Here is a 24,613-nt window from a genome sequence, read left to right on the forward strand (position 1 = left end):
TCGCCTACTTATCCTTTTCGAGTTTGTAATCTTTATGAACAATGAGGAAGCTTGCCCGCTCTTCTTTTTTGAAAGGGTAGTCCCAATTGCCCTGATACGTAATCTTGGTAGGTAGTTTATCATCGCCGAAATAACCCATTTCAATATTCATTTGAACATCAAAATCAAACAGCATGTTGCCATATTTCATATCAACATAACGCCCCAGAATATTGAAATTTCGTTTATCAAAAATGGTAACCAGTTCTTTGATCATGATGCCATCTTTTGTCCAACTGGAGATATCTGGCTTGACAGAAACTTTAAAGCGATAAACAGGAATGGAATCCAAATAAGTTCCACTAGTAAAAGCATAATTATAATATTGGCGCATATTTGCCGAAAAAATCTCTGTTTTACTGCCGATAAATGGCACTTTTACCGGCCGACCGGGATTGAAGATTAGCGTTTTTAACTTATTTTTGTAGCTCTCGTTGGTACCACCTTTTCCGTTAGCGGCTGGTGCATTGGGCACAAAATCGGTGTTATAGGCATTCATAAAAATGTAATCGAACATTTCTACCGTATATAGTTGATACTTACCGTTTTTCTTATAAAGATTACCACTTTCTTCTTTCACCAGATATTCCATTTTATACTGGCCGGCATTGTTATGCTTTATCTTCCGATAAATTTTTCCATCAACTTTGTTTTTCTTGTTATAGCTGAAGATTCTGTTTTCAGCTATGAAGCTGTAGCGCTTCATGTCTCTAAATGATTGATAAAAAGATGTATCGTTTACCACTTTATTGATGAAAGTTTCGATGTTTAACCGCTCCGCTTTAATATTCACTACAGAATCTAAAGTAATTGTTTTAATCGTATCGGGATTAAAACGAGGAATTTCTTGAGCAAAACCACTGAAGATGAAAGCGGATAAAATGGTAATCAAAAATAATTTCATGTATAATGATATATAATATGGTGATGTAAGCGAGATCTTGATTGTTCCACTACATCAATTAATTCCCGAGCTGCTTTAGGGCGATATAAGCCATTAAACCAGTAGAAATTTTAAGTGCATCCTCATCGATATCAAACTTTGGCGTATGCACAGAATATTGCGTATCTTTTGCTGCGTTACCAGTACCTAAACGGTAAAAACAAGCATCTGTTACCTGAGAGTAGAAAGAAAAATCTTCAGCAGCCATCCAAATGTCTAAATCAATTACATTCTCTTTACCTAAAAATTCCTCAGCAAATGATCTGGCATTAGCCGTTAATTTTTCCTCATTGATAAGGAAAGGATAGCCCTTGTGAATATCAAAATCACAACTTCCCCCCATGGCTTCGGCAATACCTTCGGCCATTTTTTTCATGCGTTTATGAGCCTCTGCTCTCCAATTTTCATCCAAAGTTCTAAAAGTACCTTCAATTTTAACCTCGTTCGGAATAATGTTGGTTGCGCCATTTGCTGTTACTTTACCGAACGACAAAACCGATGGCAAACGCGGATCGGCATTACGGGAAACGATTTGCTGTAAGGCAATAATGATGTGTGAGGCAATTAAAACCGGATCGATATTTTGGTGCGGCTGTGCACCGTGACCACCTTTTCCGGTTACGGTTACATACAATTCATCGGTTGACGCCATATAAATACCTGAACGAAAACCAACCTTTCCTGATTCTATTAAAGGCATCACATGCTGACCAACAATGTAATTTGGCCTCGGATTTTCCAGAACGCCTTCCTTAATCATGATACTTGCACCACCTGGTAACAGCTCTTCTGCTGGTTGGAAAATTAATTTGATAGTCCCGCCAAATTCATCTTTCAATTGATTTAAGATATAAGCTGAACCTAAAAGTGAAGAGGTGTGTACATCGTGACCACAGGCATGCATTACGCCCGGATTTTTAGACGCGTATGGTTTATCGTTCGCTTCCAGAATTGGCAAGGCGTCCATATCAGCACGTAAGGCAATCACCTTATCTGATGGTAAATTTCCTTTAATTAAACCTACAACGCCTGTGTTTGCGCAATCGCTAAATTCGATTCCCCAAGCCGATAGCTTATCTTTAACAAATTTTGAAGTTTCGAACTCTTGATAAGATAATTCAGGATTGGCGTGAATATGTTGACGGTAACCTACCACATCGTTAAAAATTGCGGCAGCAAGTTCTTGGACTTTATTTTTGATCATCAGTGATAGTCGTATCTAATTGTGGAGCATTAATTTTTTCCCTAAAAATAAACAATGTTGGGAAAGCTGGTCGGATTTCATTCATCAAACGTTGTGCTTCTAAACGTGTTCTAAAATCGCCCACTCTAATATAATAATTAGGCTCCTTGTAAATAAGGTAAGTATTAAATTTCGGGTAGAGACTTTTAAATCTGGCCTGTTGATTAAACACTTCTCTCCTATCTGAACCATAAAATATTTGCACCCGATAGCCATAAGAAGAAACAATTGGCTTTCCTATTTTCACTTCACCGGTCGTTTTATAAACTTCAGAACGCTTTGCGATCAAACTATCAATGAGTGGATCTTTTACAACAGTTACTTCGCCTCGCTGAGCAAAAGATGCTGAAAACAGAAATAAGCTTAGTATTAGCGTGAGTATTATCTTCATTTGTAATTAACCATGACATTCTAGAATTGTTTAAAAACAAGAATGCCGAATTCTTCGCAAAAATCGGCATTCTTTATGGGTTGTGCAAATGGTAGTTTTATTCTTCGTAACTGTCTACAATTAGAAAAATGTTACTTATTTATTATAATGAAACCGACATTGAATTACGGCACATTGTTGATCTTTACCTTTAGTACCCGAAACCTGATATACTAAATGATGTTCACTGGTAATACGCCGAGACCAAAACCCCTTTAAATTATGTTTCAAAGGCTCCGGTTTACCTAAGCCATGAAATGGAGTTCTTTTGATGTCTTTAAGCAAATACCTAATTTTTTTCTCAGCTTCAATATCATTATCTCTCCAAAACTCAAAGTCTTCCCATCCTTCTTCTGTAAATACAATGTTCATATATTATACTTCGTCATCAAGTATAAAGTGTCTCACATTACCTTGTTTCACGCTTTCAATCGAACTTTCTAATCGTTTACGATTAGCCTCTGTCGACATTAAATGTGCCGTTTCTGGTCAGTGCATTATATTCCTTAATAGAAATTACAACTACAGCTTCATCCTCGTTATTATTGCGAGGGACAATTAAAATATCTTCTGTTGAACACGCCTCATCAAAATAGCTCTTCATGTTATTCCTCAGTGAAGAAATTGTTACAGCTTTCATAAAAACAACTTTAGTACTTAAAAATGTACGCCAAGATGTACGTAATTGCAAATTACCTGAATAAAAAAAGCCTTAGTGAGTGCTAAGGCTTTTATAGTTTTGATTAAAAACTCCTTTACAAGTTTGCTCCGTGGCAGTTTTTAAACTTTTTGCCACTTCCACATGGGCAAGGCTCATTACGCCCAACAGTTGCTTCTTTACGAATCGGTTGTTGCGGAACAGCCTCACGGGTATCGCCAAATTCTACACCTGGCTGCTCAGCACCAAACTCTTGCTTAGTAGTCTGCAATTTCGGTTGTTTAACAGGTGCTGGTGCTTCTCTAACCTCATCAGCTTCTTGCTGAACAGGAATACCACCTTTATACAAGAAACTTACTACTTCTTTATTCACTGCGTTAAGCATGTTTTTAAACAAGTTAAAAGCTTCCATTTTGTAAATCACCAATGGATCTTTCTGCTCATAAACAGCATTTTGAACAGACTGTTTCAAATCATCCATTTCACGTAAATGCTCTTTCCAGCTATCGTCAATCAAGGCCAGAACAATTGTTTTTTCAAATGAACGAACAACTTCTTTTCCCTTATTATCAATTGCTTTCTTTAAATCAACAGCCACCTGAATTCCACGGATACCATCGGTAAATGGAACTACAATTTGCTCAATGTGCTCACCACGTTCTTCGTAAACCTGAGTTAAAACTGGTAACGATTGGTGAATAATGGCTTCTGATTTACGAGCGTAAAACGATTCAGCCTCTTCAAATAAACGCTCTGTTAATTGCGCTACATTGGTGGACGAGAAATCTTTCTCTGTAATTTCAGTATCCAAAGAGAAGTTTTTAATTACTTCCAGTTTAAAACCATCGTAATTTCCTTCTTGTTTATACTCATTAACGATATCTTCAGCAACATCATAAACCATGTTGTTCATATCTACATCTAACCGCTCGCCAAAAAGGGCATTTTTACGTTTAGCATAAATCACCGTACGTTGGGAGTTCATCACATCATCGTACTCCAACAAACGTTTACGGATACCAAAGTTGTTTTCCTCTACTTTCTTTTGAGCACGTTCGATAGATTTGGTAATCATCGAATGTTGAATTACTTCGCCATCTTCGATACCCATACGAACCATAATGCTTGAAATTCTTTCAGAACCGAATAAACGCATTAAGTTATCTTCTAACGAAACGAAGAATTGTGATGAACCTGGATCGCCCTGACGACCAGCACGACCGCGTAACTGCCTGTCTACACGACGAGACTCATGACGCTCTGTACCCACAATTGCTAAACCACCAGCTTCCTTAACACCTGCGCCCAATTTAATATCTGTACCACGACCAGCCATATTGGTTGCAATGGTTACCGTTCCCGCCTGACCAGCTTCTGCAACAATATCAGCCTCTTTCTGGTGCATTTTTGCATTCAGTACATTGTGCTTAATTCCGCGAAGCTTCAACATACGGCTCAATAATTCGGAAATCTCTACCGACGTTGTACCTACCAATACTGGTCGGCCTGCTTGAGTTAATTTTACAATTTCATCGGCAACGGCATTATATTTCTCGCGAACAGTACGGTAAACATAATCCTGCTGGTCCAGACGTGAAATGTTTCTATTGGTTGGAATTTCAACCACGTCTAATTTATAAATCGACCAGAATTCGCCTGCTTCCGTGGTTGCTGTACCCGTCATACCGCAAAGTTTGTGGTACATACGGAAATAGTTTTGCAGCGTTACGGTAGCATAAGTTTGGGTTGCATCTTCAACCTTAACATTTTCTTTAGCCTCAATAGCCTGGTGTAAACCGTCAGAGTAACGACGGCCATCCATAATACGACCCGTTTGCTCATCAACAATTTTAATTTTCCCTTCATCGATGATGTATTCCACATCAATTTCGAACAAAGTATAGGCTTTTAATAATTGATTTACCGAATGAATCCGCTCTGCTTTAACAGAATAATCACGCATTAAAGCATCTTTTTGAACAACCTTTTCTTCTAAAGGCATATCAGATTTTTCCAGTTCAGCTACTTCAGTACCTACATCTGGCAATACAAAGAAATGAGGGTCTTCGCCAGATTGAGTAATCAATTCGATACCTTTCTCCGTCAATTCTACCTGATTGTTTTTCTCATCGATATAGAAATACAATTCCGAATCAACCTTAGGCATATTTTTAGATTGATCAGCCATGTAGTAGTTTTCAGTTTTCAGCAACAAACCACGAACACCGCTTTCGCTCAAAAATTTAATTAATGCTTTATTCTTTGGCAAACCGCGGTAAGCACGTAATAGCGCCAAACCTCCTTCACCTTCTTCAGTACCAGTGTTACCCGCATTGATTAACTTTTTAGCCTCATTTAAAGCAGAAGAAACATAAGCTTTCTGAGCATTTACCAAACGCTCAATACGAGGTTTTAACTCATAAAATTCGTGCTCATCTCCACGAGGAATAGGGCCTGAAATAATTAATGGTGTACGGGCATCATCAATTAAAACTGAATCCACCTCATCTACCATTGCAAAATGTTGTTTACGCTGCACCAATTGATCAGGCGTTTGCGACATATTGTCACGCAGGTAATCAAAGCCAAATTCGTTATTGGTTCCGTAAGTAATATCAGCCGCATAAGCTTTTCTTCTTTCCTCAGAGTTTGGCTCATGCTTATCAATACAATCGACACTAATTCCATGGAATTCGAATAGTGGACCATTCCACTCACTATCCCTACGGGCCAGGTAATCATTCACCGTTACAATGTGAACACCTTGACCGGCAAGCGCATTTAAATATGCTGGCAAGGTAGAAACCAGAGTTTTACCTTCACCAGTAGCCATTTCGGCGATTTTACCACTGTGCAAAACAATACCACCAATTAATTGAACATCGTAGTGAACCATGTTCCATACTACTTCGGTACCTGCGGCATCCCATCGATTGGCCCATTGTGCTTTGTCGCCAACGATTTTCACATTGCTTTTACGAGCAGCATAATCTCTATCAAACTGTGTTGCGGTAACTTCTAGATAATCGTTTTCACTCAAACGACGAGAAGTTTCCTTAACTACGGCAAATGCTTCAGGAAGAATTTCCAATAGCACTTTTTCCAATTCAGTATCACGCTCTTTACCTAAAGCATCAACCTGATCGTATATGGCAGTTTTTTGATGAAGATCCAGACCATCTCCTTCAGCATCAGCTTTTAAGGCAGCAATTTTACTATCGATATCAGCTAAAAAAGAAGCTATTTTTTCTTTAAATTGAATGGTTTTCCCACGTAATTCGTCGTTACTAAGTACCGTTAGTTTACTAAATTGTTCATTTATGGCAACAACCAATGGCTGAACTGCCTTTATATCTCTCTCTGATTTACTTCCGAAAATCTTCGCTAAAAATCCTAACATTATTGTATTTTAAATCTTATTTACTATTGAAAAAGGGTTGATTCCAACAACCAGAATATTGACTTGTAATAAGTCAATTGGGCTGCTGAGGGTTTAAATGGGAATAAAATCTTTTAAAAAGATCTAGAAAAACGAAATTATGGACTATTGTTTTTTGGCTTTTTACGGATGGTCAAATCAGAGATTAACTGATTTATGCATACATATTTAACAGTTTTTAATGGAGCTTGGGTACCGCTTAAAGCAAGCGCAGTATAAGATAATAAGTAAGGGTTATGCTCCTCATTTAACTGAACGGAAGCTTTCCCGGGGTTATTTACACTAATTTTGTGCTCACTACAATATTCGTTCAATATCCTTAGCCCTTCAACACGCTCGGCTTTTGCCAAGTGTGTTAAGCTAAAAAATACAAGAGATATGGTAACGAGGTGTTTCATTAATTTGCGGCAAAGCTAGTTTTAATCTTTTACAAAATGAAATTACACCTACTCAAAAACTATACCCCTAATTTCGAATCCTTTATTTGACACCTTTTTTTGCTACAAAAAAAGAAGAATTCATTTTCGCGAATTAATTACTGACAAAAACACTACAGTTGACATACATTCAAAGTAAAGTTGTTCCATCATTTTTATTTGCAAAAGAGGTTAGGAAATGCTGACGTCCTTTTTTAATTTTAGACCATGCCGCAAAAAGTAATTACGATAGGTTACCGGAAGATAATTGATGATTCAAGCCTAAACCATTGGGATAAGTTTATACATGAAGACAGTTTTTTAGAGTTCCAAATGCAATCGCAGCTTTTCAATCAGGAAGAAAAGTACAATACATTTGCCGAGCTAATTTTAAATGTACCAGAGGCAGATAAACTTCACTTTTTAGTAAGTGCAGCCATTACAGGTTACCTAAGACAACTGAATGGCATTATTCCCGATATTTTGGATAACCTTGGAAGAAAATTTCTACCCTTCGAAAATTTTAAATTTGAGATTATTAATTCCGACATCAATGATATCGAACAACATAAAGTTGCCATCAACTTTTTTTCTAAACCTATGATCTGGCATGATAGCCTTCATCACTATTTATTGCTCTCGCCATACAGTGAGGTAACCCAGCCAGAGGTATTTACTCATCTTCTTCAAATTCAACCGTTTGTAAGTATTCATTCTATAAAAACTATTTAATAATGAGGTTATCACCTAACAAATTATTCCTTGCTGATGAACGTGGCATAAAAACAACGGATGCATTAAAAAGATATAGCACATTTAACTTTGAAAAATTATTTAGCGAGGAGCATGCCATCGGAAATTTATTTATCTGCAATGATGACACTATAGCTGCTGGCAAAATGATTTTTTTTCTTTCCAAAGAAGATTCTTATCAGTTATTTTTTCCCATTACGGGAAGAATAGACATTGTTCAGGGAGGGAAAGAGTTTGGAGTTGAGACTGGTGAAGTACAGGTTTTAAATTTAGGTAAAGGTGAGGTTTTAGAAATCAGTAATCCTTATCCAAATGAGGAAATCCATTATACCCAGTTGGGAATTAACACCGATATGTTCTTGCTTAGGGCAAGCGAAATGTTATTCAAATTCGAGTTTGAGGAAGATAAAAAACATTTCATTGAAATTGTTAATCATCCTAAACTTCCGTTCAAGCTAAATGCAGGTAGTTTTACCGATGGCCAGCACTTGATTTATAAGAACCAAAACAAAGATCACAAACTCTTTTTCTTAGTAATTGATGGCACCTTTGAAATTGATGGAAGAATATTGAAAACCAGGGATGGTCTGTCGCTTTGGGATTTAGAACAGGTTCGCATTGTGTCATTGAGCGATAACGCAGTCATTTTGGTATTGGAACATCTATAGCAAATATGATCCAGCTGAATCAAGACGAAGTCTTTCGATAAATTATGCACTTGAAGAACGCAAGCTGGCAGATGCCCATTGCTTTCGACGTATTGAATCCCACGTTGCTATTCAAACTTTGCTCGCTAGTGTTTTTGATTTAACCTTTTCTCGGCCGTCTTTCTGCTTTCACCCAAATATGACACCCCGCTTAAATTAATCCAAATCGAAACTTTTACCTTTAATAATCCGTTAATACACATACATGAGAGGTTTTCGTTTTTCTGATTATAAGCCTGGCGATACGCCACAAGGTGGGTTTGATGAGTTGCTGAAATTGTTTAGCGAACTGCTTAACTATACAGCAGGTGATGCGGCAGAGGCTTTAAGCTGGCTCAATGAACTTGACAAGCAATACAAGCTAACAAACAATGATTATGGCATCGGAAATTTCATCGATGACCTGAAAGAAAAAGGCTACCTGACTGAAGACAATCAATCGGGAGAGTTTAAAATTACTGCCAAAACAGAACAAACTATCCGGAAATCGGCCTTGGACGAGATTTTTGGAAAGCTGAAAAAATCTGGCAGAGGGAATCACAATAGCAACCAATCGGGTATTGGTGAAGAGAAAAACGCCGATAGACGCGAGTATAGTTTTGGCGATAGTTTGGACCAGATCGATATGACTGCCTCTATCCAAAATGCTCAAATTAACCATGGAATTGGCGATTTTACCCTAACTGATAGAGATTTAGAGGTAGAGGAAAAGGATTTTAAAACACTTACCTCAACCGTGTTGATGATCGACATTTCGCATTCCATGATTTTATATGGGGAGGACAGAATTACTCCCGCCAAAAAAGTGGCAATGGCCTTAGCCGAACTTATTAAAACGAAGTATCCAAAAGATACTTTAGATATCGTGGTTTTTGGTAATGACGCCTGGCCGATTACTGTTAAAGATTTACCTTACCTTCAAGTTGGCCCCTATCACACCAATACTTTTGCTGGGTTAGAGTTGGCTACAGATTTACTTCGCCGCCGAAAAACACATAATAAGCAAATTTTTATGATTACAGATGGCAAGCCAACCTGTTTGAAAGAAAATGGAAAGTACTACAAAAACAGCATGGGCCTGGACAGAAAGGTGATTAACAAAACCTTAAATATGGCTGCACAGTGTAAGCGATTGAAAATTCCAATCACCACGTTTATGATTGCAAAAGACCCCTACCTCCAACAATTCGTTCGCCAGTTTACCGAAATTAATGGCGGAAGAGCTTTTTACAGCTCCCTAAACGGATTAGGTGAATACATTTTTGAAGATTACATTAAGAATAGAAGAAAGACTGTAAAATAGTCAGAATTTCCGCATCTCTGGTACTGAGATAAGGGATCAAAATAATTAAACATGGCTAAACGCACAAATACTTATAAGTTAACATTAGAAGAAATATCTTTAGCAAAAGAAGATGATGGTATAATCGATCCGTTAACGCTAGAGTTCGATAACCACGATAATATTTTTAACATTATCAACGCAGTAAAAGGCAAAGGTATTTTTGAAGATGAAAATCAAGCTGTTGAGTTTGCCATTGGTTTAAAAATGTTTACCGAGGTGATGCTCAAAAATAGAGAGAACGAAATTTTCAAAGAATTGCAGCCTGCTATTGGCGAATTCATGAAGAAGCTGAAAAGCAAGTAAGTTAAAATAAAAGTTTTAGGTTTAAATTCGGAAACTGGCAACACATAACCTATAACTCATAAAAAAGATATATGCAAAACACAACATTAGGCCAGTTAAAGGCAACAAATTATAAATCTCGGAGTGTAAAAGAAGAACTTAGAGAGAACTTAATTAAGGTACTTAGAGATAAGAAAACGGAATTCGAAGGGATTATTGGTTACGATGAAACGGTGATTCCGGAGTTGCAAACTGCAATTCTTTCCCGTCATAACATTTTACTTCTGGGTTTACGCGGACAGGCTAAAACACGTATTGCCCGTTTAATGGTAAACTTATTAGATGAATATGTTCCGTACGTTGCTGGGAGCGAAATTTTCGATGACCCATTGAACCCTATTTCGTGGTATGCAAAAAACGAAATTGCTACTCAAGGTGATGAAACCGAGATCGCCTGGTTACACCGCAGCGAGCGTTATACCGAAAAGTTGGCTACGCCTGATGTTACCGTTGCCGATTTAATTGGTGATGTCGATCCGATTAAAGCCGCTACTCTAAAACTGACTTACAACGATGAGCGTGTTATTCACTTTGGGTTAATTCCAAGAGCGCACCGCAGTATTTTCGTTATTAACGAATTGCCCGATCTGCAAGCTCGTATCCAGGTGGCTCTGTTTAACATGCTCCAGGAAAAAGATATACAAATTCGTGGTTTTAAACTCCGTTTGCCTTTGGATATCCAATTTGTGTTTACGGCAAATCCAGAAGATTACACCAATCGCGGAAGCATTGTTACCCCGTTGAAAGATAGAATTGAAAGTCAGATTTTAACCCACTATCCGAAAAGCATCGAAATTTCCCGTAAAATTACTTTTCAAGAAGCCAAGCTCACCAGCGAGCAACGGGCTAATATTGAAGCGGATGGGTTAGTTAAAGATTTAGTGGAGCAAATTGCTTTCGAGGCAAGAAAAAGCGAATACATTGATCAGAAATCGGGGGTATCGGCAAGACTAACCATTTCAGCTTATGAGAATTTAATTAGCACAGCCGAAAGACGGATGTTAATTTCGGGTGAGAAAAACACTTTTGTTCGTTTATCTGATTTGGCGGGGATAATCCCTGCTATTACCGGTAAAATAGAATTGGTTTACGAAGGTGAATTGGAAGGGCCTGCACATGTGGCAACAACTTTAATCGGCAAAGCTGTCAAAACTTTATTTGCCCGCTATTTCCCAGATCCTGAAAAGGCAAAGAAAACCAAAACGGCTAATCCATATACTGAAATTACCGAATGGTTTACTGAAGGAAATAATATCGATGTTACCGATACATTGACCAATGCGCAATACAAAAAGGCATTGATGCTGGTTCCAAGTTTATATGATACGGTAAAGAAATTTCATCCTAAATTAAGTGAAAACCAAACCCTTCTTTTGATGGAATTTGTGTTGCACGGCCTCGCAGAATATTCTCAATTGAGCAAAAATTATTTGAACGGAGGTTTTGGATTCTCAGATATGTTTGGCAGTTTATTTAATGCCGAGTTTAACGAGGAAGAAGATGAAGACGATTTTAGGTAGTAATTAATGAAAAATTTAATAACTTCTAGAATAAACTAAATGGAATTTAACGGATATCTTTTATCGCTGAGGCTAAATCGGCAAAATCTTCCAGAAAGATATCCGTTTAATATTCCTTGTTTAAAATCTTTTGAAGAATTGGTTTTTCATCCAAAAGTAACGTTTCTAACTGGCGAAAATGGAGTTGGCAAATCGACATTAACCGAGGCAATTGCCATTAATCTTGGTTTCAATGCTGAAGGAGGAAGTAAGAATTTCAATTTTAAAAGTACTGAAAGCCATTCCGATTTACACAACTATTTAACAATAGCCAAAAGTTTTAAGAAACCAAAAGATGGTTTTTTCTTAAGGGGCGAAAGTTTTTACAATGTTGCCAGCGAGATTGACAAACTTGATGAAGAAGGTGGAGGACCAAAAATCATTGACTCTTATGGCGGACTTTCGTTGCATAAGCAATCTCATGGGCAGTCATTTTGGTCACTATTTATGAATAGATTTAACGGAAATGGTATCTATATTCTGGATGAGCCCGAATCGGCACTTTCTGCAACTAAACAAATTGCAATGTTATCCAAAATTAACAGCTTGGTGAATCAAAATGCACAGTTTATTATTACCACACATTCTCCAATATTGCTGGCATACCCAAATGCATCAATTTATGAAATGGCTGACGAAGATATTATGAGGGTGAGCTATGAGGAAACTGAAGTTTATCGGGTTTACAAATCCTTTCTCGATAACCCTGACAGAATTCTAAGTAGTTTATTGACTGCAAATACTTAATTTAGCAGGTTAATAAAGTACCCAAATTTTTAATTTAAATTGAACAACCCGAGTATGGGAAGACTTCCTTTCATTATCGTTGCCTGTATATTTATTATTGCATTCGATATTTATTGCTACAAAGCAATTGTTTCTGTTTTTAAAAACTGGAAACCACGCACCAAAAAGGTTTTTGGAATTTTATATTGGTCTTATAGTATTCTTTTAATTGTTGGCGTTTTCGCAGGAATTTATTTAAACCTGTTTCTTACTTTAAGAGCTATCATCTTAGTGGCTTTCTTTCTCACAGTAGCCTGCAAATTTGCAATGTTGCCATTTTTAGTGTTCGATGATTTACGTAGGTTATTCATTAAGATTTTCAGAAAAAAACCTACTGCAGAAGACCAGCCAATAAGCCAAGCAGAACCGATTTCACGTTCAGAGTTTCTAGTTAAAGCTGGTTTAGTAGCAGCAGCAGTTCCTTTAACTTCTTTAAGCTGGGGCATTATCTCGGGTGCTTACGATTACCAGGTAAGAAAGGTAAATCTAATTCTACCTAATCTTCCAAAAGCTTTCGATGGAATTACAATGGCCCAAATTTCCGATATCCATTCCGGTAGTTTTTATAACAAAACCGCAGTTAAAGGTGGTGTAGAAATGCTAATGGGCGAAAAACCTGACTTTGTTTTCTTTACCGGTGATTTGGTTAATAACCTCACCAATGAAGTTAAAGATTATCAAGATATTTTCGCAAAGGTGAAAGCGCCATTGGGCGTATATTCTTCTTTGGGGAACCATGATTATGGCGACTACTATTTTGGCAAAATATCATCTCCTGAAAAGGTTAAAAACCTGAAGGATATGGTTGATGTACATAAAATAATGGGTTACGAGTTGTTGATGAACGAACACCGCAGATTAAAAGTTGATGGTGAAGAAATTGGTATTTTAGGTATAGAAAACTGGGGAATGGGCCGTTTTCCAAAATATGGTAAAATGGAACTGGCTGTTCAAAATACCGACGACCTACCAGTGAAATTATTGCTCAGTCACGACCCTTCGCATTGGCGGGGTGAAGTGCTACAAAAATACCCGCAAATTGATGCAATGTTCAGTGGCCACACCCATGGAATGCAGTTTGGCGTTCGCTTAAAAGAATACCAATGGAGTCCGGTGCAATACATATATAAAGAATGGGCCGGATTGTATCAGGAGCAAAAGCAACAGCTTTACGTTAACGTAGGTTATGGATTTTTAGGCTATCCGGGAAGAGTTGGAATTCTGCCAGAAATAACGGTATTTACATTGAAAAGGGCTTAAGCAAATTAACAAGTTTGAATGAGCGAATATTTCCAGCATACAGCCTCTAATTCCCTCATTCAAACATTCTCTCATTCCCTCATTCAATCATTTCTTATCCCGCATTAAAACGATAACCTACACCGCGAACGGTTTGCAACAATTGCGGATTATCTGGATTTAATTCAATCTTTTTACGCAGGCGAACAATGTGCATATCCAATGTACGGGTGTTAACATCCGAATTGTAGCCCCAAACCACCAACATCAACTCATCGCGATTAATTACTTTTCCAGGATTGCGCAAGAAATAAAGCAAAATTCGGTTTTCTAAAATGGTAAGCTCAATTTTCTTTCCGTCTCTAAATAAAGTATGAATATTCGGATGATGCTCCATATTACCAAAACGGTGAATTTCAGCGGTATCTTTATTTACGATGAATTTTACTTTACTTTCCAGCATCGCAACCAAAACATCCATATTAAATGGCTTGGTAATATAATCTGATGCGCCAAAGTTATAAGCATCAATTTTATCAACATCCTGTGCCTTGGCCGTCATCATAATGATCAGGTTTTCGAAACCTTGTTTGCGAACACTTTCACAAACTTCGGCACCTTGCTTTCCTGGCATCATCCAGTCCAATAAAACAATATCTGGTTGGTCAGCTATAATCATCCGCTCACCCGATTCGCCATCATTGGCTTCTAAAACATTATAGCCTTCAGTTTTTAAACGATGTGCGACTAAAAAGCGAAGATTTTCATCATCCTCAACAATTAATATTTTTACTTCTTTAGACATTTTTGTGTGTTTATATGTTGTAAAGTTCAAAGGTTGAAATGTTAACCGTGGCAAACAAAACATTCAGACTTTATAGTATTTTAATTTTCAATGCATTAAGTTCAAATAGCCTCAATCGCCTTTCTAGTTTTAACTTTCTACTTTGAACTATTATAAGGCAGCACAATTTTAAACTCTGTGCCATTGCCCACTTTGCTCTTAACTGAGATTTCTCCCTGCATAAAGTTAACCAGTTCTTTACAAAATGCCAAACCTAAGCCTACACTTCCCATTTGGTTGTATTCATTCTGTATCCTGAAAAACTTTTTAAATATATTGTTTAATTCAGATGCCGGAATACCAATTCCTTTATCGGCAAACCTAAAAACCAAAACACCCTTAATTAGCTTTGCACTAATATGAAGTATCTTGTGAGCAGGTTTAGAATATTTATAAGCGTTTTCTGCTAAATTATCGAAAAGGCTTCCTAATAACACCGGGTCAGTAATAAAGGTTTTAAACCCTACAACTTCATAAGTAATTTTAAAATCAGGATGTTTTAACGTGTGCGATTCAATTGTACTTTCGATGAAATCTTCAATATTTACCTGTTCCTGGTTAAGCTTTATGGCTTTGTTTTCAATTTGAGTAAAAGCCAGTAGCTTGTTCATTAAGCCATTGAGTTTATCCGCTTCTTCATCTAAAATTTTACCATAGAGTTGTTGCTCTTTTTGACTTAATGCAGTTGCACTTTTAATGTTATTGCCTGCAATTTTAATTACACTAACCGGCGTTTTAAACTCATGGGTAAGGTTGTTTACAAAATCATATTGAAGCTTAAACATTTTACTGTTGATGTTGAGATTACGATAGATTAGAAAAGCTACCAACAATAATACGCCATACACCAAAAGCAATACTAAAGCAATCGGCATAAAGTAAATAAATATCTCTTTTTTGATATATGATTTTGACGAGGTGAAATATAATTTGAAATCAGAAAATGCACCCGGCAAAGCAATTTCAGTAGTCATATTCTCATCAGAAGTATCAATTGGGTCATAGGTTAAAGGCTCAACTTCAATTTTTTGATACAACAATGGTCTTGTATTAATTACCTTGATCTTATTTGGGTCAAGTTGAAATACCAACATATCCTGCTGATAAACCGGCAAAGGGTTCAGCTTACGGCGCATCATATCCTTGTAGATTTTTAAATCTTCGCGTCGGGGAATGTTTAGGTAAGTGATTTTATTTGATTTTACTACAGAAAAATTGGTGAAAAGTTCTTCCTGGGTGGGTACAGCTGCAGTATCCAATAGGTCTACAAAGGTTACCAGTTTGTAAGCCATTGCATTAAAATCATCTCCAACTTTAAAAGATCGTGTATCAAATTCAGAAAACAGCTTTACCGAATCTGGTGCTACGGTTTTACCAAATTGGTAGATGGATTTCGGTCCGATAGACAAATTTCCGACGTTCATGCCGTCTTTCACAGCGACGTTTTTTACCTCGGTATCATAAAAAGTAACTTTCGAAATAAATGGATATTTAATCGTTACGGTATCTACAAATTTTGCTGCAGTTGCAGAATCCAAAAAGCCATTATAATAAGATATTTCAGGCATCTTGTTCTGAAAAAAATCGTTGTAAGCTTTAATGCTTTGCTCTAAAACGTTTACTTTTTCTGATACAAATTCGTTTTCAATAGACTTTTTACTGAAATTAAAAGCCAAAAATAATGATAGAATAAATAGAATCGAGATGAGAACAATAAAGGTAACGCCAAGCGAGAAATTCTTGCGATAACCACTTTTTTTGTCGAGGGCCATAATTTATTTCTTGCTCAGATTTGTTTTTAAAAACTCTTCCAACGCTTTATACAATGCAGTTCTTCCTTGCTGGCGTAATACAGGGTTCGGCCCTTCTTCTTTCTCAATATAGGTAACTGGTACATTTCTCTTTTTCAACTCTTTGATGAACTGAACGCCTTCTGCTACATTTACCCGTGGATCTTTAGGGTTTTGCGCAATAAAAACAGGCGTTTTAAAACGATCGGCATGAAATACGGGTGATGCGAAACGCATATAATCTGTATCGGTTACCGGATTGCCAACAATTTCATAATACATTTGCAGGTTCGATTTTAAAAACGGAGGGATTGTTTTCAGATAACTAAATAAGTTAATTACTCCAGAATTTGATCCGCCGCAGTTGTAAAGATCGGGATTTTTATATAAACAGTTTAATGCAATATAACCGCCAAAACCATTCCCATAAATAGCCACTTTTTTAGGATTGGCGATTTGCTTTTCGATTAACCAGCGCACACCATCATTTACATCTTCCTGTATCTTATCGCTCCACTGTTTAAACCCAGCTGCATAAAATGATTTTCCATAACCTGTTGATCCTCTGTAGTTTACCTGCAAAACAGCATAACCCCGACTGGACAAAAACTGTACTTCAGCGTTATAACCCCAACTATTTCTTCCCCCCGGCCCATTATGCGGCAATACCACAACAGGCAAATTTGTTGCTTTTTTGTTTTTCGGTAGCGTGAGGTACCCATTAATGGTTAAGCTATCGCGACTTTTGAAACTAATCGGCTTCATATCGCACATCATCTCTTCTTTAATTGAAGAATTAATATCAGTAAGTTTTTTTAATTTATTATCACTTGCCGTATATAAGTAGTACGAACCTGGGCTTTTATCGGTAAAAGTTCTAATCACAAAAACTTTTTCCTGCTTGTCCTTATCCATTATCCGCCATTCTGAGCCTGGCAAATTTAAATCAATTTTACTGTAGGTATCTCTGGAATCGCTATCCAGATAGTATTTTTGCTTTTTCCAAGTTTCGCAGGTTACAAACAGCATCTTCTTTTGTGCCCGTGAATATCTCGCATCCACTACATTCAAAGTGTCGTTTGCAAACAGCACTTTCTTTTCTTTACCTGTTTTCAAATCGAGAGAAACTAGCGCATTTTTATCCCTGTTCACATTCGATATCGCATAAAGCACATTTGGCTCTTGCTCAGAAAATGCAACAGGTCGGAAAGTGGTTTCAAAATTATTGCTGAAAACCGGCTGAAACGACTGATTTTCATTTTCGCGATATAAAAGTGTTTCGTTTACACCATCACTGGCGATAGCAATTTTTAAAACACCCTTGTTATCCGTCATCCATTCGGTAATATTCCCTGGATTTTTAGCCGCAATATCCATTTGACCATTTCTCACATTTAAACGATAAACATCAAACACTGTAGAATCTCTTTTATTGGATGCAACAATGATATATTTATCGTCAATAAGCTGATCTTCGATAACCTTTAAACGTGTTTTTTCATTTGCACTAAGTTGTACCTGCTTGCTTCCATCTTTGTTAATTACAAAAATATCCGAACGCCGGTCTTTAGATTCATCTTCGGTGTAATAGATCAATTCATTATTGCTTGTCCAGAAATGAAAACTGATTGTTTTTTCAGTTAAATGCGTCAGCTGAACACTATTTCCTGTAGCTAAATCTTCAACAAAAAGATCGAGTTTCTTATCCTGAAGTTTCAAGTACGATAAGCTTTTACCATCAGGAGAGATGTGATAATAAGCTTTATCGAACGTTTTAAAGAAATCATCTACAGGTATAGTCTCCCCCTTTTGCGGATTCTTACATCCCCAAACTGAAGTTACTAAAACAAATAGAATAATTCTTTTTAACATAAATTAATTTCTCACGGGATGACAAAAATAAGGAACCCTGTTAGTTTACTATGCTTTACACCAACAATGTTACTTATCAAAATGAGATGCCAACGGGCTCAATTTAGTATTTAAAAAATAGAGACAAAATAAATTGCAGGTAACATTATTATTGGAATTAATCGGTCTTTGCCTTAGCTTTCAACTAAATCCATTTAGTTAATGTTTACCAATCGGGTTTTTAGCTTTCAGCCTTTTTAATTACTTTTAAACCTTATAATTGGCATAATGAATAGACTAATCGTATTTGTATCTTTCTTGTTAACATTAGGTGCTAATGCGCAAGTTTTACGTCTAAACCCACCTCTTTCAACCGATAATACGTCGTTAATTATTCAGTATTATCGTGACGGAGAATATGAAAAAGCTGTCGTTTTATTAGAGAAAGTTTTTGCCAGTGCTAACAATGAAGGCTATTTTGATATCTATTTCAATTCTCTTTTAAAATTAAAACGTTACGATGTTGCCGAAAAAACGGTAAAGAAGCTCATGCGGCAAAGCCCAGAAAATGAAGCTTATCCTGTTGCATTAGGCAAGCTCTATCAAGAAAAGGGCGATATCCAGGCAGCTAATAAAATTTTCAATGAGGTAATCAGTAAACTACCAAAAGATGAGTTTAAAATCCGTAGTCTTGCCAATAGCTTTTATAGATTTGAAAATTATGATTTCGCTGTTCAAACTTTTAAACAAGGCAGGAAAATATTAGGCAATGATGAGTTTTTTGTTTATGAGCTTTTAAACATTTACCGTTTTAAAAAGGATAAACCCATGCTAATGCAGGAATATTTAGATGCACTAGCCACACTCCCACAGTTACTGCCACAAGCGCAAGCCATCTTGCCTGTAATTTTTGATGACAAGGCCGATTATCAAACCTTTCAAATAGGCATTTTGAAAAAGATTCAAAAATTTCCGGATGCAGAGGTTTATATCCAGTTATTAACCTGGAATTACATTCAACAGCAAGAATTTGACATGGCGTTGCGCCAGTTGATTGCTTTTGATAAACGCACTAAAGCCGATGGCGGTACTTTATTTAATGCTATATATACTTTCGTTGATAATAGCGCTTACGAAACTGCTATCAAAGCTTATGAGTACCTACTCACTAAAGGTAAAGATAATCCATACTATTTACCATCCAAAATTGAACTATTAAATACCAAATACAATATCCAAACTACTGGCAAACCAATTTTAGCAGACCTTAATTTATTAGCCAAAGATTATCAAACTCTGCTGGATGAAAATGGAAAAAATAAAAACACTTTATTCGCGATTAAGAAATTATCCAATCTGCATGCATATTATTTATATCAGGCTGAGAAGGCCGAAAAAGGTTTGGAAGAAGCTTTACAAATGCCAGGATTAAGTAGCCAGGATCTTGGTCAGTTGAAACTGGATTTGGGTGATGTTTACATTCTTACCAACCAACCTTGGGAGGCCTTTTTGGTATATGAGCAAGTGAGCAAACAGTTTGAAGGGCAATCTATAGGTAATGAAGCTCGTTTTCGAAGCGCAAAGCTTTCCTTTTATCAGGGTAATTTTGAATATAGTAATGGCCAATGTCAGGTATTAAAGGCTGCGACTTCACAACTAATCGCTAACGATGCTTTGAATTTAAGTCTTTTAATTTCTGATAATATTCAAACCCCTACAGATAGTAATGCTTTGAAAATGTACGCTGATGCCGAAATGTTGATTTTTAGAAATTTACCGGCAAAAGCAATCAATAAGCTAGATAGTATAGCCGTTGCTTATCCGCAGAATGGCCTTGCTGATGCAGTAATGATGACCAAGGCAAAAATCCTTATTAAGTCAAACGAATTCCAAAAAGCTGCAGATATCCTAAAAAAATTAAGCGAAGATTTTAAAGATGGCATTTGGACTGATGATGCGCTGTTTAAACTTGGCGATTTGTACGAGAAAAAACTGAACGACATTGTACAGGCTAAACTTTACTTCCAAAAACTGATTACTGATTACCCCGGCAGTATGTTCAGTGCAGAAGCACGCAAAAGGTTTAGAAACTTACGGGGAGATGGGGTTTAATGCAGCATTAGTTCGAAAAAATAATTAACAAAAACTGTAAATTAGCTTCTGTTTAATGCTCTACCATGATAGAAACCGATCGGCTTATTTTAAAACCATTGCTTCATGATCAACTGCTAAAATATATTCGGGATGATCATTCTCTGGAAAAAGAATTCGGACTTTTACCTACCAAAAAAAATATTTCGAAATCGTTACATGATGCACTTCAGAAAACTATTCTGCCCATTGTTTTTGATAAAGATAAAGACTATCTCTATCACACCTTGTGGGTAGTTATCTCTAAACCAGACCAAAAAATGGTTGGCGATATTTGCTTTGTTGGTGAACCCGACGCTGATGGAGAAATTGAAATTGGTTACGGTACTTATGAAGAGTTTAGGGGCAAAGGCTTTATGACCGAGGCAGTCGGTAGAATAACTGAATGGGCAAAAGAACAACCAAAGGTTAAATCAATTTATGCCGCTACTGAAAAAAATAATGTAGCATCATATTCCATTCTGGAAAAAAACCATTTTGTAAATATTGGTGAAGTAGGTGATATGTTAAGTTGGAAAATCGAATTAAAATGATTGTTAAACAGCAATCTCAAAAAGGCTCAAACTGATACCCTCATAGTGTTTCGGCAAACCTTCCGATTTTTGGAGTGTAACTACGCCAACATAATCAAAACCGCAGCCAGTATAATAGGCTAAAAGTTTTTCATTATCAGCCCAAGTATCCATACGAATATATTTTATATCGTTTTTGGCTGCATAACCTTTAGCCCATTTGATAATTTCTTTTACGAATGAATAACCGCGATAAGCAGGGTGCGTAACAATACGATGAATGTAAACTGAATCATGGTCGCGATCGCCCCAAATGAGTTGATCATTAAAGGTTACTGCAAATACACAAGCTACTTCGCCATCAACTAAAATTTTATATTGGCGGTTATCTGTAATTTCCGTTTCTACTAATTCCCTGCTAAAGCCTTGCCAGTGTTTGTTAAATACTTTCTTTTGATGAGCAATGGCCATATCGTAGAAATTAAAAATGGTATCTATATCTAAAAGCTGGCTGTTTTTTACCTCGATTTGCATGGCGTAAATGTAAAATTTGATTTTTGACTTGCAGTAATTTGATAAATATTCCTTTGTGATTTGTTTCTAAATTCACCATGACAGCAAAAAGCAGGGGTCGTTTTCCTATAGAATGCGACCCCTGCTTATCTTATCATAATTTCGTTAGACTTCTGTTAACCTCATTCTTTGCTGCTTATTTCTGTCGGAAAAATATTTGAATTGGTGATCCTGAAAAATCAAAATTCTCTCTTAATTTATTCTCAATGAAACGTTTATATGGATCTTTAATATACTGAGGCAAATTACAGAAGAACGCAAACATTGGCGAAGTACCGTTAATCTGCGTAATGTATTTTATTTTAATGTGTTTACCCTTCAATGCCGGAGGTGGAAACTTTTCGATCAACGGCAACATTACATCATTTAATTTCGATGTAGGAATTTTCTTGCCCCGGTTTTTGTAAACCTCTAAAGCAGCTTCAATGGCCTTGAAAATACGTTGCTTATTTAATACTGAAGTAAATACGATAGGCACATCGGTAAACGGACGAATACGCTCGTGAATTTGCTCCTCGAAAGCTTTCATTGTTTGCGTATTTTTCTCAATCAAATCCCATTTGTTGATTAAGATTACGATACCTTTCTTATTTTTTTCAGCAAGGTGGAAAATATTAATATCCTGACTTTCGATACCTTCTACAGCATCGATCATCAATACCACCACATCAGCCTCTTCCAAAGCCTTGATGGTACGCATTACCGAGTAAAATTCTAAGTTTTCTTTAACCTTAGTTTTTTTACGCAATCCGGCAGTATCGATCAGCATAAATTCATGTCCAAATTGGTTATAATGAATTTTGATCGAATCGCGGGTGGTACCAGCATTTGCAGTTACAATATTGCGTTCTTTCCCAATTAAAGCATTAACCAAAGATGATTTACCTACATTTGGGCGACCAGCAATGGTGATTTTTGGAAGTTGATTTTCTTCTTCAGGGATATCTTCGAAAATTTTAACGATCTCATCTAACAACTCACCCGTACCAGAACCAGTCATTGACGATAGTGGATACACTTCGCCCAAACCAAAGCCATAAAAAGTATGGATTTCATTGTACAGTGCAGTATTATCTACTTTGTTTGCGCAAACAAAAACAGGTTTCTTACTTCTGCGTAAAACCTGGGCAATATCATCATCCAAATCGGTAATGCCTGTCGTTACATCAACCATGAATACTAAAACGCTTGCTTCTTCAATAGCAATCATTACCTGTTCGCGGATAGCCGCTTCGTAAACATCTTCAGAATTAGCTACGTAACCACCAGTATCAATTACGGTAAATTGCTTGTCCGTCCACTCGCCAACGCCGTAATGTCTGTCGCGGGTTACGCCGCTCATATCATCTACAATTGCCTTGCGACTTTCAGTTAATCTATTAAAAAGGGTGCTTTTGCCTACGTTTGGCCTGCCTACGATGGCGATAATATTACTCATTTTGTATTTATGATTGTAAATTTACGATTGTAGATTTTCTATCACAAACGTAAAAATTGTTAAGTCTATATCAATTAGCCATTGATTATCAACTCCTAACCGATTTATTTCGGGCTGCAAAGGTACGGTTAATTATCGTAACCAAAGCTCTTTAGGTAATTCTTTTTGCTTCTCCAATCAGGAATTACTTTTACAAACAACTCTAAAAACACTTTCGAATCCAAAAATTTCTCGACTTCCAAACGGGCTTCTGTACCTACTTTTTTAAGCATGCTGCCACCAGTACCAATTAAAATATTTTTTTGCGAGTCGCGTTCTACCACAATTTCAGCCATAATCCGAACCATGCTACCTTTACCGTTTTTAAGTTCTTCTTCCTTGAAACTCTTTACAATTACCTCGGTACTGTAAGGAATTTCTTTTTGATAGTTCAAGAAAATCTTTTCGCGGATGATCTCCGAAACGAAGAAACGCTCCGAGCGGTCGGTCAATTCTTCCTTATCATAATAAGCCGGATGCTCAGGCAACAATTGCAGAACATGATCTAAAATTCCATCTACATTGTGGTTATGCAAGGCCGAAATTGCATAAATAGAAATGGGATTTAGCTTTTCTTGCCAATAAACAATCTTTTCATCAACCTGTTCTTGCAATGCTTTGTCGATTTTATTAATCAACACAATCGTAGGAATATCGCGGTTTAGTATTTTCTCTAAAACATCATCTTCATCATGCGTTTCGTTGATATCTGTAACGAATAAAAGTACATCGGCATCGGTCAAAGATCCGTTAACAAAGCTCATCATACTCTCTTGCAAAGAGTATTTTGGCTTAATAATACCCGGAGTATCAGAAAAAACGATCTGATAATCTTCCTCATTTACGATACCTAAAATACGATGTCTTGTGGTTTGCGCTTTAGGAGTTATGATGCTAAGTCGCTCGCCAACAAGCACATTCATTAGGGTAGATTTGCCAACATTGGGTTTACCTATTATACTAACAAAACCTGCTTTATGCGCCATAGAAATATTTTTAAAAAAAAATTTGCAGCACAAAGAAACGAATTATATCTTTGCATTCCAATTCGGAAACAGAGTTAAGGATTTAATTCAAGTGAAAAAACGAGTTGTATATAATGCGGGGTGGAGCAGTTGGTAGCTCGTCGGGCTCATAACCCGAAGGTCGCACGTTCGAGTCGTGTCCCCGCTACCAAGTAGTCTGAAGTCGTCAGTACCAAGTCCGAAGTCTTATTGACTCAAGACTGAGAACTAAAAACTCAAGACTGATTTAATGGCCCGTTCGTCTAGGGGTGAGGACGCCAGATTTTCATTCTGGAAACAGGGGTTCGATTCCCCTACGGGCTACGAAACCGCTTAATTAGATGGCGGTTTTTTTATCAGTTTCAACACTGCAAAATTGAGGTTGGTAATACCGTAAAAATACAATGTAATGCGGGGTGGAGCAGTTGGTAGCTCGTCGGGCTCATAACCCGAAGGTCGCACGTTCGAGTCGTGTCCCCGCTACTAAGTAGTCTGAAGTCGTCAGTACCAGG

General features: G+C 36.9%; 22 protein-coding genes and 3 tRNA genes. 12 read left to right on the plus strand and 13 right to left on the minus strand.

The window, feature by feature from the left end; translation table 11 throughout:
* Positions 1-4: 4 nt before the first annotated feature.
* From OQZ33_RS07670 to OQZ33_RS07700, 7 genes are all read right to left on the minus strand, one after another.
* Positions 5-943, minus strand: a complete 939-nt coding sequence (locus OQZ33_RS07670; RefSeq protein ID WP_265798470.1) for a hypothetical protein — start codon at positions 941-943, stop codon at positions 5-7.
* 58 nt (positions 944-1,001) lie between these two features.
* Positions 1,002-2,186: a M20 metallopeptidase family protein gene (locus OQZ33_RS07675; protein WP_265798471.1), complete on the minus strand. Its 1,185-nt coding sequence runs from the start codon at positions 2,184-2,186 to the stop codon at positions 1,002-1,004.
* The gene (locus tag OQZ33_RS07680) at positions 2,173-2,616 is read right to left on the minus strand and encodes an SPOR domain-containing protein (RefSeq protein WP_265798472.1); all 444 of its coding nucleotides are present in this window, start codon (positions 2,614-2,616) and stop codon (positions 2,173-2,175) included. Before OQZ33_RS07680 ends, OQZ33_RS07675 begins: the two co-directional genes overlap by 14 nt.
* A gap of 135 nt (positions 2,617-2,751) precedes the next feature.
* The gene (locus OQZ33_RS07685) at positions 2,752-3,027 is read right to left on the minus strand and encodes a Txe/YoeB family addiction module toxin (RefSeq protein ID WP_265798473.1); all 276 of its coding nucleotides are present in this window, start codon (positions 3,025-3,027) and stop codon (positions 2,752-2,754) included.
* 82 nt (positions 3,028-3,109) lie between these two features.
* Positions 3,110-3,295, minus strand: a complete 186-nt coding sequence (locus OQZ33_RS07690; RefSeq protein ID WP_265798474.1) for a type II toxin-antitoxin system Phd/YefM family antitoxin — start codon at positions 3,293-3,295, stop codon at positions 3,110-3,112.
* A gap of 115 nt (positions 3,296-3,410) precedes the next feature.
* The gene (gene secA / locus OQZ33_RS07695) at positions 3,411-6,713 is read right to left on the minus strand and encodes a preprotein translocase subunit SecA (protein ID WP_265798475.1); all 3,303 of its coding nucleotides are present in this window, start codon (positions 6,711-6,713) and stop codon (positions 3,411-3,413) included.
* 137 nt (positions 6,714-6,850) lie between these two features.
* Positions 6,851-7,150, minus strand: a complete 300-nt coding sequence (locus OQZ33_RS07700; protein ID WP_265798476.1) for a hypothetical protein — start codon at positions 7,148-7,150, stop codon at positions 6,851-6,853.
* A 246-nt stretch (positions 7,151-7,396) separates the two neighbouring features.
* Here OQZ33_RS07700 and OQZ33_RS07705 point away from each other — a divergent pair, with 246 nt between their 5' ends.
* The 7 genes from OQZ33_RS07705 (at position 7,397) to OQZ33_RS07735 (ending at position 13,920) form a co-directional block, all read left to right on the plus strand.
* Positions 7,397-7,900 (plus strand): hypothetical protein, encoded by a 504-nt coding sequence (locus tag OQZ33_RS07705; RefSeq protein WP_265798477.1) that lies wholly within the window; start codon positions 7,397-7,399, stop codon positions 7,898-7,900.
* A gap of 2 nt (positions 7,901-7,902) precedes the next feature.
* Positions 7,903-8,589 carry a hypothetical protein gene (locus OQZ33_RS07710; RefSeq protein ID WP_265798478.1) on the plus strand — a complete coding sequence of 229 codons (687 nt, stop codon included), beginning with the start codon at positions 7,903-7,905 and terminating at the stop codon, positions 8,587-8,589.
* A 244-nt stretch (positions 8,590-8,833) separates the two neighbouring features.
* Positions 8,834-9,931, plus strand: a complete 1,098-nt coding sequence (locus OQZ33_RS07715) for a vWA domain-containing protein (RefSeq protein WP_056848359.1) — start codon at positions 8,834-8,836, stop codon at positions 9,929-9,931.
* Positions 9,932-9,982: 51 nt separating this feature from the next.
* Positions 9,983-10,276: a DUF3861 domain-containing protein gene (locus OQZ33_RS07720; protein WP_265798479.1), complete on the plus strand. Its 294-nt coding sequence runs from the start codon at positions 9,983-9,985 to the stop codon at positions 10,274-10,276.
* Between the two features lie 71 nt (positions 10,277-10,347).
* Positions 10,348-11,835 carry a sigma 54-interacting transcriptional regulator gene (locus OQZ33_RS07725; protein WP_265798480.1) on the plus strand — a complete coding sequence of 496 codons (1,488 nt, stop codon included), beginning with the start codon at positions 10,348-10,350 and terminating at the stop codon, positions 11,833-11,835.
* A 39-nt stretch (positions 11,836-11,874) separates the two neighbouring features.
* Entirely contained in the window at positions 11,875-12,621 is a 747-nt protein-coding gene (locus OQZ33_RS07730; protein ID WP_265798481.1) for an AAA family ATPase, read from the plus strand.
* 54 nt (positions 12,622-12,675) lie between these two features.
* Positions 12,676-13,920, plus strand: coding sequence for a metallophosphoesterase (locus OQZ33_RS07735; RefSeq protein ID WP_265798482.1), 1,245 nt, complete (start codon positions 12,676-12,678; stop codon positions 13,918-13,920).
* Between the two features lie 94 nt (positions 13,921-14,014).
* Here the strand turns inward: OQZ33_RS07735 and OQZ33_RS07740 are convergent, their stop codons facing one another.
* The 3 genes from OQZ33_RS07740 to OQZ33_RS07750 form a co-directional block, all read right to left on the minus strand.
* Positions 14,015-14,704, minus strand: coding sequence for a response regulator transcription factor (locus OQZ33_RS07740; protein WP_056848356.1), 690 nt, complete (start codon positions 14,702-14,704; stop codon positions 14,015-14,017).
* Between the two features lie 137 nt (positions 14,705-14,841).
* The gene (locus OQZ33_RS07745) at positions 14,842-16,515 is read right to left on the minus strand and encodes a sensor histidine kinase (protein WP_265798483.1); all 1,674 of its coding nucleotides are present in this window, start codon (positions 16,513-16,515) and stop codon (positions 14,842-14,844) included.
* A 3-nt stretch (positions 16,516-16,518) separates the two neighbouring features.
* Positions 16,519-18,405 carry a S9 family peptidase gene (locus OQZ33_RS07750; protein ID WP_265798484.1) on the minus strand — a complete coding sequence of 629 codons (1,887 nt, stop codon included), beginning with the start codon at positions 18,403-18,405 and terminating at the stop codon, positions 16,519-16,521.
* A gap of 267 nt (positions 18,406-18,672) precedes the next feature.
* Between OQZ33_RS07750 and OQZ33_RS07755 the strand changes: the two genes are divergently transcribed.
* Together OQZ33_RS07755 and OQZ33_RS07760 are read left to right on the plus strand one after the other, a co-directional pair.
* Complete coding sequence (locus OQZ33_RS07755) at positions 18,673-20,496, plus strand: tetratricopeptide repeat protein (protein ID WP_265798485.1); 1,824 nt, start codon at positions 18,673-18,675, stop codon at positions 20,494-20,496.
* A gap of 65 nt (positions 20,497-20,561) precedes the next feature.
* The gene (locus OQZ33_RS07760) at positions 20,562-21,068 is read left to right on the plus strand and encodes a GNAT family N-acetyltransferase (protein WP_265798486.1); all 507 of its coding nucleotides are present in this window, start codon (positions 20,562-20,564) and stop codon (positions 21,066-21,068) included.
* A 3-nt stretch (positions 21,069-21,071) separates the two neighbouring features.
* On the opposite strand, the gene OQZ33_RS07765 is transcribed toward OQZ33_RS07760, so the two are convergent.
* The 3 genes from OQZ33_RS07765 to era form a co-directional block, all read right to left on the minus strand.
* Positions 21,072-21,581 carry a GNAT family N-acetyltransferase gene (locus OQZ33_RS07765; RefSeq protein WP_265798487.1) on the minus strand — a complete coding sequence of 170 codons (510 nt, stop codon included), beginning with the start codon at positions 21,579-21,581 and terminating at the stop codon, positions 21,072-21,074.
* 175 nt (positions 21,582-21,756) lie between these two features.
* Positions 21,757-23,058 (minus strand): ribosome biogenesis GTPase Der, encoded by a 1,302-nt coding sequence (der, locus tag OQZ33_RS07770; protein WP_265798488.1) that lies wholly within the window; start codon positions 23,056-23,058, stop codon positions 21,757-21,759.
* A gap of 128 nt (positions 23,059-23,186) precedes the next feature.
* Complete coding sequence (era, locus tag OQZ33_RS07775; protein ID WP_265798489.1) at positions 23,187-24,083, minus strand: GTPase Era; 897 nt, start codon at positions 24,081-24,083, stop codon at positions 23,187-23,189.
* A 114-nt stretch (positions 24,084-24,197) separates the two neighbouring features.
* Here era and OQZ33_RS07780 point away from each other — a divergent pair.
* From OQZ33_RS07780 to OQZ33_RS07790, 3 genes are all read left to right on the plus strand, one after another.
* Positions 24,198-24,273 (plus strand) — tRNA-Met (locus tag OQZ33_RS07780).
* A gap of 80 nt (positions 24,274-24,353) precedes the next feature.
* A tRNA-Glu gene (locus OQZ33_RS07785) sits at positions 24,354-24,425 on the plus strand.
* 86 nt (positions 24,426-24,511) lie between these two features.
* A tRNA-Met gene (locus OQZ33_RS07790) sits at positions 24,512-24,584 on the plus strand.
* The last annotated feature ends 29 nt before the right edge of the window (positions 24,585-24,613 follow it).

Origin of the sequence: Pedobacter sp. MC2016-05 (genome assembly GCF_026239735.1) — a bacterium.
GTDB lineage: Bacteria > Bacteroidota > Bacteroidia > Sphingobacteriales > Sphingobacteriaceae > Pedobacter.